A 12,402-nucleotide genomic window follows, 5' to 3' on the forward strand; every position below is an offset into this window, starting at 1 on the left:
ACGATATGAGCACGAACAGGGTCTATCTTGACTGGAACGCGACCGCGAAGCTTCTGCCGGAAGCCCGTGCCGCCGTGCTTGATGGAATGGAACTGCCGGGCAATCCGTCATCGGTGCACCGGGAAGGGCGTGCTGCCCGCGCTTCGGTTGATAAGGCGCGCGCGCAGGTGGCGGAGCTGGTGGGCGCCGATCCGGCGCATGTGGTCTTTACCGCTGGCGCCACCGAAGCCGCCAATACCGTTCTGACACCGGATTTCCGTATGGGCCGCAGCCCGGTGCGTCTCGGCGGTCTCTATGTTTCGGCGATCGAGCATCCGGCAGTGCATGAGGGCGGACGTTTTCCGGCGGAGATGCGCCATGAAATCCCTGTAGGCGGTGATGGTGTTGTCAGGCTTGATGCGCTGGCAGACCTGCTGGCCGCCCATGATAAAGCTGCTGGCCTGCCAATGGTCGCGATCATGCTGGTCAACAGCGAAACCGGGATTGTGCAGCCGGTCGCGGAAGCGGCGAAGGTGGTTCATGCCCATGGCGGTGTTCTGGTCGTCGATGCGGTGCAGGCCGCCGGTCGTATTCCCGTCTCTTTCGATGCGCTGGACGCCGACTTCCTGATCATCTCCTCGCACAAGATCGGCGGGCCAAAAGGTGTCGGCGCGCTCATCTCGCGCGGCGAAACGCTGATGCCTGCACCGCTGGTGCGTGGTGGCGGGCACGAGAAGGGGCACCGCTCGGGCACCGAAAATATTCCGGGTATTATGGGCTTTGGCGCGGCTGCTGCTTTTGCGGTCGACGGTCTTGTCGAACGTAATGCAAGGATTGCTGCGCTTAGAGACCGGCTTGAGTCGGGCATGCGCAAGGCCGCACCCGATATCGTCATCCTTGGCGAAAACGTCGAGCGGGTTTCCAACACTTGCGCTTTCGCTCTGCCCGGGTTGAAGGCGGAAACAGGGCAGATTGCCTTCGATATTGAGGGTGTCGCGCTTTCGGCGGGGTCTGCCTGTTCGTCGGGCAAGGTCGCAGAGAGCCATGTGCTGAAAGCCATGGGACGGGATGCGCGTCTGGGGGCTCTGCGCATCTCGCTCGGCTGGTCGACAACGCAAGGCGATATCGAGCGGGCAGTCGAAGTGTTCGCGAAGATCGCCGGCCGCCGGAAACTGTCGCAGGCAGCGGCCTGAAGAATTGACAAAACATAGGCGTGACGGGGTGAAATTCCTGCAGGCTTTGATTACATAGAGCGGTATAGCCGCTTTGGTACGCTAAAAACCGCCGGGCCTTGAACCCGGTAATGAGTGGAGTGAACATATGGTTGCCGTTAAGGAAACCGTCGATCAGGTCGCAGAGATCGACGTCGATCAGTATAAATACGGTTTCGAGACGATGATTGAAGTGGACAAGGCGCCCAGGGGCCTGTCCGAGGACATCATTCGTTTCATTTCTCACAAGAAGGACGAGCCCGACTGGATGCTGGAGTGGCGTCTGGAGGCTTACCGCCGCTGGCTCACAATGGAAGAGCCGAACTGGGCACGGGTGAACTACCCGAAAATCGATTTCAACGACCTCTATTACTATGCCGCCCCGAAATCCTTTACCGGCCCGAAGACGCTGGACGAAGTCGATCCGGAGCTGCTGAAGACCTATGAGAAACTCGGCATTCCGCTGCAGGAGCAGGAGCTTCTGGCGGGTGTTCAGGATTTGCAACATCAGACGAAGAGCCGCGTTGCCGTTGACGCAGTGTTCGATTCGGTGTCGGTGGTTACGACTTTCAAGAAGGAGCTCGCCAAGGCCGGGGTGATCTTCATGTCGATCTCCGAGGCGATCCGTGAATATCCCGATTTGATCAAGAAGTATCTCGGCTCGGTCGTGCCGCGCGGCGACAATTTCTATGCCGCGCTGAATTCGGCCGTGTTTACCGACGGTTCCTTCGTGTTCGTGCCCAAGGGCGTGCGCTGCCCGATGGAGCTTTCGACCTATTTCCGCATCAACGAGAAGAACACCGGACAGTTCGAGCGGACTCTGATCATCGCCGAAGAGGGGGCATACGTTTCCTATCTGGAAGGCTGCACCGCCCCGCAGCGCGACGAAAACCAGCTTCATGCCGCCGTTGTCGAACTGGTGGCGCTGGATGATGCCGAGATCAAGTATTCCACCGTCCAGAACTGGTTCCCGGGCGACAAGGACGGCAAGGGCGGCATCTACAATTTCGTCACCAAGCGTGGCGATTGCCGGGGCGACAGTTCCAAGATTTCCTGGACCCAGGTCGAAACCGGATCGGCGATCACCTGGAAATATCCGTCCTGCATTCTGCGTGGTGATAACTCCCGCGGCGAGTTCTACTCAATTGCCGTTTCCAACGGTCATCAGCAGATCGACAGCGGCACCAAGATGATCCATCTCGGCAAGAACACCTCGAGCCGCATCATCTCCAAGGGTATTTCGGCGGGCGTTTCCAACAACACCTATCGCGGTCAGGTGTCGGCCCACCGCAAGGCGGAAAACGCGCGTAACTTTACCCAGTGCGACAGCCTGCTGATCGGCGACAAATGCGGCGCACACACCGTGCCCTATATCGAGGCGGCTAATTCCTCCGCCCGTTTCGAGCATGAGGCAACCACGTCGAAGATTTCCGAGGACCAGCTGTTCTACTGCATGCAGCGCGGCATTCCCGAGGAAGAGGCGATCGCACTGATCGTCAACGGCTTCGTGCGCGAGGTCATTCAGGAACTGCCGATGGAATTCGCCGTCGAGGCGCAAAAGCTGATCGGGATTTCGCTGGAAGGCTCGGTCGGCTGATTGTCGACCGCTTTTGGACACGAATACAAGCGCTTTTAGCGCTGCCTTATTCCTTGAAGGAAACGAAAAATGCTTGAGATCAAGAACCTGCACGCACGTATTGCCGAAGACGGCACAGAAATCATCAAGGGTCTGAACCTGACCATACATGACGGCGAGGTTGCTGCCATCATGGGGCCGAACGGGTCGGGTAAATCGACGCTGTCCTATATTCTTGCCGGTCGCGAGGACTATGAGGTGACCGAGGGCGAGGTCATCTATAATGGCGAAAACATTCTGGAGCTTGATGCCGCCGAGCGCGCCGCCAAGGGCGTGTTCCTGGCGTTTCAGTACCCGGTCGAAATTCCCGGTGTCGCCACCATGCAGTTTCTTAAGGTGGCGATCAACGAGCAGCGCAAGGCGCGCGGGGAGGACGAGCTTTCGACGCCCGATTTCATCCGCAAGGTCAAGGAAGGCGCGGCCGAGCTGAAGATCGATTACGAGATGCTGAAACGCCCACTGAATGTCGGCTTTTCCGGTGGTGAGAAGAAGCGCGCGGAGATCCTGCAGATGGCGCTGCTTGAGCCAAAACTCTGCGTTATGGACGAGACCGACTCCGGACTGGATATCGATGCGCTGAAGATCGTCGCCGATGGCGTCAATGCGCTCAGGGCGCCGGACCGTTCGGTGATGGTCATCACCCACTATCAGCGCCTTCTGGACTACATTGTGCCGGACACGGTCCACGTGCTCTACAAGGGCCAGATCATCAAGTCCGGCGGTAAGGAACTCGCCCACGAACTCGAAGCCAATGGCTATGCCGATATCATCGGCGAAGCGGCCTGAGGCCGGGAGACGACGCGATGAACATACAGAAAAAAATCACGTTGACGGCAGCGGAAGAGGCGCTTGTGGCCTCCTTCGGCCGGCTTGCCGGCTCGCTGCCCGGCAATGCCGAGGTTACGACCGAACGCGACCGGCTTGCTGGCGAAATCCGCTCCTTCGGCCTGCCGACGCGGCGTGTCGAAGCCTGGCATTATACCGATCTGCGCAATCTTCTGCGCAACGTTCCGCAACAGGCAGGCGATGCGGTCAACGCGCTTCCGCCGCTTCTGGCCTCGAGCACGGTGTTGTCGCTGGTCAATGGCCGGGCAAACCATTTGCCGCGGGTTGACGGGCTTTCCGGTACCACCACTGCCGAGGCCCTGACGAGCGGCGACAATGCCGTGCGTCTCGAACTCGCTCACAAGGATGATGCCATTGGCCGGATCAACGGCGCGATGATGAGTGACGGCTATATCGTTGATATTGCCGATGGCACGCAACTGGCAGCGCCGCTGGAACTGCAGGCCGTCCATGGAGGCGGCCAGTTTCATTCCCGCAATCGTGTGACCTTCGGCGAAGGTACGAGCGGAACCGTTGTCGAGCGGCATATCGCGCCACAGGGCGATGCGGCGCTGGTCAGCACGCTCACCACGCTGACGCTCGGCAAGGATGCGGAGATCACCTATGTGATCATGCAGAGCCAGGGCGACGAAGACACCCATCTTGGTAAGCTCATGATCGAGCTTGGCGAGAATGCCAAGCTGAAACTCCTGATCGTCAATGCCGGCGGCAGGCTGGTGCGCCACGAAATCGATTGCGCGGTGACCGGCGAGGGCGCCGATCTGATGCTGCGCGGGGTCAACCTGCTCGGCGGTGAAACCCACACGGACATCACCTTCGACCTCGGCCATAACGTTGCCAACACCACCTCGACGGAAATCGTTCGCAATGTCGTGTTCGACAAGGCGCGCGGCGTTTTCCAGGGGCTTATCCGGGTCGCGCCCGATGCCCAGAAGGTTGACGCCAAGATGAGTTGCAACACGCTGCTGATGAGCGATTTTGCGTCGTTCTCGGCCAAGCCGGAGCTGGAAATTTTTGCCGACGACGTTCAGTGCGGCCACGGCGCGACCGTCACGGATATCGATCCGAACCATCTCTATTACATGATGGCGCGCGGTATTCCGCGAAAGGTCGCCGAGGGCCTGCTGATCAATGCCTTCGTCGCCGAAGTCGTCGAGGAGCTGGAAAACGAACAGCTTTCCGAGGCGGTCGAGGCGATCATTGCCGACTGGCTCGATCGTCACGAGTGACAAGCGGGCGTTTTTTGCGTCTTTCAGTTCCGGGTGAAACCGGGGCGGCATTCACGGCTTTTGAAGGCCGGAAGCCACAGACGGAGTTCAGGGCAATGGATGCTCAGGTTAAAGCTTACGACGTCGAAAAGATCAGGCAGGATTTTCCGATTCTCTCCCGCGAGGTCTACGGAAAGCCTCTGGTCTATCTCGACAATGGTGCCTCCGCGCAGAAGCCTCAGGTTGTCATCGACACGATCTCCAATGCCTATTCGCATGAATATGCCAATGTGCATCGCGGCCTGCATTTCCTTTCCAATGCGGCGACTGACGCTTATGAGGCTGCGCGCGAAAAGGTGCGCTCGTTCCTCAACGCCGGATCGGTGAACGAGGTCGTTTTCACCCGTAACACCACCGAGGCCATCAATACCGTCGCCTATGGCTGGGCGATGGAAAATCTTGGCGAGGGTGACGAGATCGTCATCTCGATCATGGAGCACCACTCCAACATCGTGCCCTGGCATTTCCTGCGAGAGCGCAAAGGCGTCAAGCTGGTCTGGGCGCCGGTGGATGATGACGGCGAATTTCATATCGAAGACTTCGAACAATGCCTGACCGAACGCACAAAACTGGTCGCCATCACCCAGATGTCGAATGCGCTCGGCACGATCGTTGATGTCAAGGCGGTCACCCGGCTTGCCCATGAGCGTGGCATTCCGGTGCTGGTCGATGGGTCTCAGGGCGCCGTCCACCTGCCGGTCGATGTGAGGGACATTGATTGCGACTGGTACGTTATGACCGGCCACAAGCTTTATGGCCCATCGGGGATTGGCGTGCTTTACGGTAAGTTCGACAGGCTTTCCGAGATGCGCCCGTTTCAAGGCGGCGGCGAGATGATTTCCAATGTGACCATGGACGGCGTCACCTATGCCGATCCGCCGCATCGTTTCGAGGCAGGAACGCCGCCGATCGTGCAGGCTATTGGACTGGGCGCTGCCCTTGACTATATGCAAGGTGTTGGCCGCGCGGCGATTGCCGCCCACGAGGCGGATCTGACGACCTATGCGCGTGAGCAGCTTGCGCATGTGAACGCGCTGCGGGTGATCGGCAATGCGGAGAAAAAGGGCAGCATCTTTTCTTTCGCCATCGAAGGTGTGCATGCCCATGATATCTCGACGATCATTGACCGACGCGGCGTTGCAGTGCGTGCCGGCACCCATTGTGCCCAGCCGCTGTTGACCCGTTTCGGCGTGACGTCGACTTGCCGGGCGTCGTTCGGCCTTTACAATACGCGCGCAGAAGTGGACGTCCTTGTCGAGGCGCTCGACTATGCGCGAACCTTCTTTGCCTGACCCAAGGAGCATGGCATGAGTGTTGAAGAAACCGCAGAGACAAAATCGGCTGAAACCGGTTCGTCGATTCCTCCCGAGGAACTGGCGCGGCTTTCCGATGACATCGTCTCGGCATTGAAAACTGTCTACGATCCGGAAATTCCGGCGGATATTTTCGAGCTCGGTCTGATCTACAAGATCGATGTTGACGACAACCGGTTTGTGAAGATCGACATGACCCTGACGGCGCCGGGTTGCCCGGTCGCTGGCGAAATGCCGATCTGGGTGGAAAATGCTGTCAGCATGGTCGAAGGCGTTTCCGGGGCGGAAGCCATCATGACCTTTGACCCCCCGTGGACACCGGACCGCATGTCCGAAGAAGCCAAGGTGGCGGTCGGCTGGTATTGACGGAACGGCTCGATACTGGTGCAATCAGATCCAGACGCCGGGCCTTTAACCCGGTTGTTTAAGGAGAATAGACATGGGCTTTCAAGTCATCACACTGACCGAATCGGCGGCAAGCCGGGTCAACGAAATTATCGCCAATTCCGGGCCGGATGCGCGCGGCATCCGCGTTTCGATCAAGAAGGGCGGTTGCGCGGGCATGGAATATGCCGTGGATATGGTGACTGCTGAGAACGTCAACACCAAGGACGATCACGTCGAGCTGAACGGCGCCAAGGTCTGGGTCGATCCCGCCGCCTCGCTCTATCTGCTCGGCACGGTGATGGATTTCGAGGTCACCAAGCTCAGGACCGGTTTCGTATTCAAAAATCCGAACGAGACGTCAGCCTGCGGCTGCGGCGAATCCGTCGAGCTGAAGGCTGCTGACCTTGCCGAACTGGCAAAGGCGCGCGAAGCGGTGCATTGATCGCGTTTTCAGCCATAATCTGAAGAGGCCGCTCCGATTGAGGGCGGTCTTTTCGTTTGGCTTTGTGATCTTGAAAAACACCTTCCAACTTTGCGGAAAACTGATTTATTGAAGCCTTCTCGGACAGGCTCGCATGAAGGCCCGGTGATATGCTCGAACTTCTCGCAAAAAGTATGCTCGTCGGCCTTGCCATTGCTGCGCCGGTCGGGCCGATCGGCGCACTCTGCATCAACCGCTCGCTCACGCGCGGTTTCTGGTTCGGTGTTTCGGGCGGGCTTGGCACGGCGCTGGCGGATGCCTCATATGGTGCACTGGCTGCGCTTGGCTTTGCCGCCTTTTCGGCGGCACTTGCGACAATTTCGATGCCGTTGGCGCTGTTCGGCGGCGCGTTTTTGATCTTTCTCGGCTGGCGGGAAATGCGCAAGACCGGCGCACAACCGGCCGTAGAGCCGGGGCGGGGTGATCTCATGCGCACCATCGCCACGACCTATGCCCTGACCATAGCCAATCCTGCAACGATCCTGTCTTTCGTGGCCATCTTCGCTGGTTTCGGATTGGCCGATACCAGCGGCAAGCTGGCCCTTGCGGTGGTCGTATCCGGTGTCTTCACCGGGTCGCTGCTGTGGTGGATTTTCCTGAGTGGGCTCGTCGCCATCATACGCCACAAACTGCCGAAGGAATTTGCCCGCTGGGTGGCGCGCATTTCCGGCGGTATTCTGATCGGCTTCGGGCTGGTGGCTGTGTCGGCCGCCATCCCGCATTGACTGCGTTTCCTGCCGCAAACGAAAAGACCCGGCCGCACGGACCGGGTCTTCATTCACAAAGGGCGGATCGCGCTATTTCGGCGAAATCATCAGTTCGGGACGCACGATCTCGTCATATTCCTCACCACTCACAAGGCCCGTCGCCAGCGCTTCCTCGCGCAGCGTGGTGTTGTTCTTGTGCGCGGTCTTGGCAATCTTGGCGGCATTGTCGTAGCCGATCTTCGGCGCAAGCGCGGTCACCAGCATCAGCGAACGTTCAACACCGGCCTTGATGTTTTCTTCCCGCGCCTTGATGCCGACCACGCAGTTGTCGGTGAAGGAAAGGGCGGCGTCGCCCAGAAGCTGGACCGACTGCAGGAAATTGTAGGCCATCATCGGGTTGTAGACGTTCAATTCGAACTGGCCCTGGCTGCCGGCAAAGCCGATCGCCGCCTGGTTGCCGGCAATGTGGGCGCAGACCTGCGTCATTGCCTCGTTCTGGGTCGGGTTGACCTTGCCGGGCATGATCGAGGAGCCGGGCTCGTTTTCCGGTAGCGACAGCTCGCCAAGGCCGGAGCGCGGACCGGAGGCAAGGTAGCGGATGTCGTTGGCGATCTTGAAGCAGGCCATTGCTGCGGCATTGATAGCGCCATGCGAGAAGACCATCGCGTCGTGAGCTGCCAGAACTTCGAACTTGTTGGGTGCGGTGACGAACGGAAGACCGGTGATCTCCGCGACTTCCTCAGCGACCTTTTCGGCAAAACCGATCGGCGCGTTGAGCCCGGTACCGACGGCGGTGCCACCCTGGGCCAGCTGATAAAGGCCCGGCAGCGTCAGCTCGATGCGGGCAATCGCGGAGGCAATCTGCGCGGTATAGCCGGAAAACTCCTGGCCAAGCGTCAGCGGCGTGGCATCCTGCGTATGCGTGCGACCGATCTTGATGATGTCGGCGAATTCCTGCTCCTTGGCGGCAAGCGCCTCCTGCAGGTGCTTCAGCTTGGGCAGCAGGTGATGGACGATCTGCTCGGCGCAGGCGATATGCATGGCCGTCGGATAGGTATCGTTTGACGACTGGCTCATATTGCAGTGGTCGTTGGGATGGACGGGCTTCTTCGATCCCATCTCGCCGCCAAGCATTTCAATGGCGCGGTTGGAGATCACCTCGTTGGCGTTCATGTTCGACTGCGTGCCTGAGCCGGTCTGCCAGACAACCAGCGGAAAGTGCGCGTCAAGCTTGCCGTCGATCACTTCCTGCGCAGCTTCGACAATGGCATTGCCGATTTCAGGCGGAAGTCGATCGAGCGCCATATTGGCCTTGGCCGCAGCCTGCTTGACGATGCCGAGTGCGCGAACCACCGAAAGCGGCTGCTTTTCCCAGCCAATCTTGAAATTGCCGAGCGAGCGTTGGGCCTGTGCGCCCCAGTAGCGGTCGGCGGCCACTTCGATCGGGCCAAAAGTGTCGGTTTCTGTGCGGGTGTCAGTCATGTTTTTCTACCTCAGCGCATTGGCCCATATCAAGGGGCGCACTTGAAAGACGTCATGCCGGAAAAGCGTGATTATGCAATCGCGCGCCGGGGGGCGCTCTGTCAACAAGGCGCTTCAACTTATTCGATTTAAAGGGTTTTGAGGTGGATCCCGGCGACCTGAAAAGGGCGTATGACCCAACTTTGCCGTACCGATTACTTAATGCACTGTTAAGCACCTGCTGATATTATTCAATGTCGGAAACCCGGGCCGGAACATCTGACGGGGTGTTGTTTTTTACCAACACAGCCTCTCCGGTCTCATCTGATAGCGGAATTGTTATTGGAGGGGCCTGCAAGTTGCAGGTAAGGTGGTCTCAAATATTAGTTTTATGTCAAACGGGGTGAAAAATTGCGCAACAAGCTCTTAGTTCGCGTCTCATCGGTGGCCGTGGCGGCTGCGGTATCGGCTGCATTTGTGCCGGCATCGGCACATGCCCTGACCTTGATGGATATTCTGCGCGGTCGCGACAAGGAGGCAGACCGTGCGCCGGTCGTCCAGCCGCAGGAGCCGCAGCAAACACAGCGCACCTATTCTGCTCCGAAGGTGGCGCCACCGAAATATTACACCTACAAACCCGACTCGATGCGCTTTATCGCGATCAGCGAAATTCGGGATCCGGTCGTGACCGGCTCGATCTCGTCAGATTCTACCGAGGCGGTCGAAGATGCGGATGTCTCCGAAGTCGCGGCGATCGACTCGGATACGATGAGCGATGCGGCTCCGGCAGAAACCATGGTGGCCATCGACGACAATGATCCGCGTCGCTATCTGACCGATGCCCGCGTGAAAGCCGTTGATGGCGTTGCGGCGGCCGTCGAGAATTACTATTCCAAGGGCGGTGAGTTGATCTGGGTCGCCGATGGCATGATGACGCCCAAGGCGGAAGCCGCGCTCGATACGTTGGCCGATGCCGATGCCTGGGGCCTTGATTCCGGGGATTATGCGGTCAACCTGCCTGATCTCCTGCTGGCTGAAGACGATGCTGCGCGTGAGGCCGAACTGATGCGTTTTGAGCTGGCGCTCTCCGCGCAGGTTCTGACCTATATGCAGGATTCCAAGCGTGGCCGTGTTGATCCGAACCGGATTTCGGAATTCCACGATCTCGAGCGTAATCCCGTTGACCTTGACGAGGCGATCAATGCGCTTGGTAAGGCTGAGAATGTTGCCGGTCTGATGGAAAGCTACAGTCCGCAGAGCGAACGTTTCGAGGAATTGAAGACGACGCTCAAGGAACTGCGCGCCACTGACGAATATGTCGAGCCGATCGTGTTCCCGCGCAGCGTTTTCATCCATCCGGGTGAAAATGACGATGCTGTTCCGAACCTCGTCAAGGCGATCAAGCGCGAAAGTTCGGACGCGTTCATCGAACAACACGCTGCCGTCTTCGACGCATATGACGGCGGAACGGAATACACCCCGGAACTGGTCGATCTGGTCCGCGACTTCCAGGGCGTTCAGGGCCTTTACGTCGATGGTGTCGTTGGTCCGAAGACCATTGCCGCGTTTGACGTCGAGACCAATGACGACCGGGCCCATAAGGTCGTGGCTGCGATGGAGCGCCTGCGTTGGCTGCCGGAGGATTTCGGCCCGCGCTATGTATTCATCAATCAGCCCGCCTACCGGGTCTATTATCACGATGACAATGGCGAAAACTTCGATATGCGCGTTGTGGTTGGAAATTCGCGGAACCAGACCTACTTTTTCCGCGATCAAATCCAGACCGTGGAGTTCAATCCCTATTGGGGCCTGCCCCGTTCGATTGTCGTCAACGAGTATCTGCCGAAGCTGAGGGCCAATCCGGCCTATTTCGATCAGATCGGCTATGAGGTGAGCTATAATGGCCGCCGGGTCTCGTCGTCCTCGGTCAACTGGGCGGCCGCGCCGATGGTGGACGTTCGTCAACCTCCGGGTGAGCGCAACGCGCTCGGCCAGCTGAAGATCCTGTTCCCGAACGATCACGCGATCTACATGCACGACACACCGCAGAAGAGCTATTTCGAACGCGATCAGCGTGCGCTGAGCCACGGCTGCGTGCGTCTGGCCGATCCGAACAAGATGGCCGCTGCCGTTCTTGGCGTTCCCGAATCGGATATCGATGATTACATTGCCACGGGTCAGAACACGCCGGTCGATGTTCCGGAACAGTTCCCGGTCTATATCAGCTATTTCACTGCATGGCCGGATGCCACCGGCGACATTCAGTATTATGACGACGTCTACGAGCGCGATATGTATCTGGAACGCGCGTTTGATGCGGAAAGCCGGGCTCGCAAAGCAAACAGCTGATCTGCTTCAGGCTTGATTGAAAAAAAGCGCGTCCGGTTTTCGGGCGCGCTTTTTTCGCATTGCCGGTTTCAGCGGCCAAGCAGCGCTTCGATGAGTTCTGCGGTCAATTCATCGTAATGCGCGATCGTCCGGCTTGCCCCGAGCGTTTCGACAGCGCGGTCGGCATAGCCGAAGGTCACGGCAATGGATGCGGTTCCTGCGCCGTTCGCAGAGTCGATATCGTTGGAGCTGTCACCGACCATGACGGCGTTTTCCGGTTTCCCGCCAGCCTGATCAATGGTGCCGAGAATATGGCGCGGATCTGGTTTGCGGAATTCGAAACTGTCGCCGCCGGTGATAACCGCGAAATGATCGGCAAGGCCGAGGCTTTGAAGCAGTGGCATGGTCAGTGGCATGCGCTTGTTGGTGCACACGGCCAACGTGAAACCTGCCGCCTTCAGCCGATGAAGAGCGTCCTCGGTGCCCGGGTAAGGCTTGCTCTTTCCTGGCATGCCATCGCGATAATGTGTTGTGAAGCGATCGAAACAGGCGTTGAATGTCTGTTCATCGAGATCGGTCTCGCGCAGCGAGAAGGCCCTCTCGATCATGACCTTCACACCCTTTCCGACAAGCTGATGCAGCTGGCTGATGTCAAAGGGCGCCAGGCCTGCGGGTGCGATTGCATGGTTCAGGCTTTCGATCAGATCTGGTGCTGTGTCGATGAGTGTTCCGTCGAGATCGAAGATGACAAGCGGAGATGACATTTTTTTCCTTTCACGTTGGTG

General features: G+C 58.7%; 11 protein-coding genes. 9 read left to right on the top strand and 2 right to left on the bottom strand.

The features are described from left to right. The first annotated feature begins 5 nt into the window (after nucleotides 1–5). From AC0L7L_RS05665 to AC0L7L_RS05700, 8 genes are all read left to right on the top strand, one after another. A complete protein-coding gene (locus tag AC0L7L_RS05665) occupies nucleotides 6–1,172 on the top strand; it encodes a cysteine desulfurase family protein (protein WP_473512596.1) in 1,167 nt (388 codons plus the stop codon). A gap of 127 nt (nucleotides 1,173–1,299) precedes the next feature. Next, on the top strand, nucleotides 1,300–2,787 hold the full coding sequence (gene sufB / locus AC0L7L_RS05670; protein ID WP_272210767.1) for a Fe-S cluster assembly protein SufB: 1,488 nt from the start codon (nucleotides 1,300–1,302) through the stop codon (nucleotides 2,785–2,787). A 69-nt stretch (nucleotides 2,788–2,856) separates the two neighbouring features. After that, entirely contained in the window at nucleotides 2,857–3,612 is a 756-nt protein-coding gene (sufC, locus tag AC0L7L_RS05675; protein ID WP_272210768.1) for a Fe-S cluster assembly ATPase SufC, read from the top strand. A gap of 17 nt (nucleotides 3,613–3,629) precedes the next feature. Continuing rightward, nucleotides 3,630–4,901, top strand: a complete 1,272-nt coding sequence (gene sufD / locus AC0L7L_RS05680) for a Fe-S cluster assembly protein SufD (RefSeq protein WP_473512600.1) — start codon at nucleotides 3,630–3,632, stop codon at nucleotides 4,899–4,901. Between the two features lie 95 nt (nucleotides 4,902–4,996). Beyond that, nucleotides 4,997–6,232, top strand: a complete 1,236-nt coding sequence (locus tag AC0L7L_RS05685; RefSeq protein ID WP_272210771.1) for a cysteine desulfurase — start codon at nucleotides 4,997–4,999, stop codon at nucleotides 6,230–6,232. A 15-nt stretch (nucleotides 6,233–6,247) separates the two neighbouring features. Continuing rightward, a complete protein-coding gene (locus tag AC0L7L_RS05690) occupies nucleotides 6,248–6,619 on the top strand; it encodes an SUF system Fe-S cluster assembly protein (RefSeq protein WP_473512603.1) in 372 nt (123 codons plus the stop codon). A gap of 73 nt (nucleotides 6,620–6,692) precedes the next feature. Continuing rightward, a complete protein-coding gene (gene sufA, locus AC0L7L_RS05695; protein ID WP_272210773.1) occupies nucleotides 6,693–7,082 on the top strand; it encodes a Fe-S cluster assembly scaffold SufA in 390 nt (129 codons plus the stop codon). Between the two features lie 149 nt (nucleotides 7,083–7,231). Continuing rightward, complete coding sequence (locus AC0L7L_RS05700) at nucleotides 7,232–7,846, top strand: LysE family translocator (protein WP_272210774.1); 615 nt, start codon at nucleotides 7,232–7,234, stop codon at nucleotides 7,844–7,846. 72 nt (nucleotides 7,847–7,918) lie between these two features. On the opposite strand, the gene fumC is transcribed toward AC0L7L_RS05700, so the two are convergent. After that, nucleotides 7,919–9,310, bottom strand: a complete 1,392-nt coding sequence (gene fumC / locus AC0L7L_RS05705; protein ID WP_272210775.1) for a class II fumarate hydratase — start codon at nucleotides 9,308–9,310, stop codon at nucleotides 7,919–7,921. Between the two features lie 390 nt (nucleotides 9,311–9,700). Between fumC and AC0L7L_RS05710 the strand changes: the two genes are divergently transcribed. Continuing rightward, on the top strand, nucleotides 9,701–11,638 hold the full coding sequence (locus AC0L7L_RS05710; protein ID WP_272210776.1) for a L,D-transpeptidase family protein: 1,938 nt from the start codon (nucleotides 9,701–9,703) through the stop codon (nucleotides 11,636–11,638). A gap of 68 nt (nucleotides 11,639–11,706) precedes the next feature. Here the strand turns inward: AC0L7L_RS05710 and gph are convergent, their stop codons facing one another. Continuing rightward, complete coding sequence (gene gph, locus AC0L7L_RS05715; protein WP_473512607.1) at nucleotides 11,707–12,381, bottom strand: phosphoglycolate phosphatase; 675 nt, start codon at nucleotides 12,379–12,381, stop codon at nucleotides 11,707–11,709. Nucleotides 12,382–12,402 lie beyond the last annotated feature (21 nt).

Source organism: Martelella sp. K41-7 (genome assembly GCF_055808365.1).

Excerpts from the sequence above, each read along its gene's own strand:
- AC0L7L_RS05665 (WP_473512596.1), top strand. The coding sequence starts at position 6 with ATGAGCACGAACAGGGTCTATCTTGACTGGAACGCGACCGCGAAGCTT.
- sufB (WP_272210767.1), top strand. The coding sequence starts at position 1,300 with ATGGTTGCCGTTAAGGAAACCGTCGATCAGGTCGCAGAGATCGACGTC.
- sufC (WP_272210768.1), top strand. The coding sequence starts at position 2,857 with ATGCTTGAGATCAAGAACCTGCACGCACGTATTGCCGAAGACGGCACA.
- sufD (WP_473512600.1), top strand. The coding sequence starts at position 3,630 with ATGAACATACAGAAAAAAATCACGTTGACGGCAGCGGAAGAGGCGCTT.
- AC0L7L_RS05685 (WP_272210771.1), top strand. The coding sequence starts at position 4,997 with ATGGATGCTCAGGTTAAAGCTTACGACGTCGAAAAGATCAGGCAGGAT.
- AC0L7L_RS05690 (WP_473512603.1), top strand. The coding sequence starts at position 6,248 with ATGAGTGTTGAAGAAACCGCAGAGACAAAATCGGCTGAAACCGGTTCG.
- sufA (WP_272210773.1), top strand. The coding sequence starts at position 6,693 with ATGGGCTTTCAAGTCATCACACTGACCGAATCGGCGGCAAGCCGGGTC.
- AC0L7L_RS05700 (WP_272210774.1), top strand. The coding sequence starts at position 7,232 with ATGCTCGAACTTCTCGCAAAAAGTATGCTCGTCGGCCTTGCCATTGCT.
- fumC (WP_272210775.1), bottom strand. The coding sequence starts at position 9,310 with ATGACTGACACCCGCACAGAAACCGACACTTTTGGCCCGATCGAAGTG.
- gph (WP_473512607.1), bottom strand. The coding sequence starts at position 12,381 with ATGTCATCTCCGCTTGTCATCTTCGATCTCGACGGAACACTCATCGAC.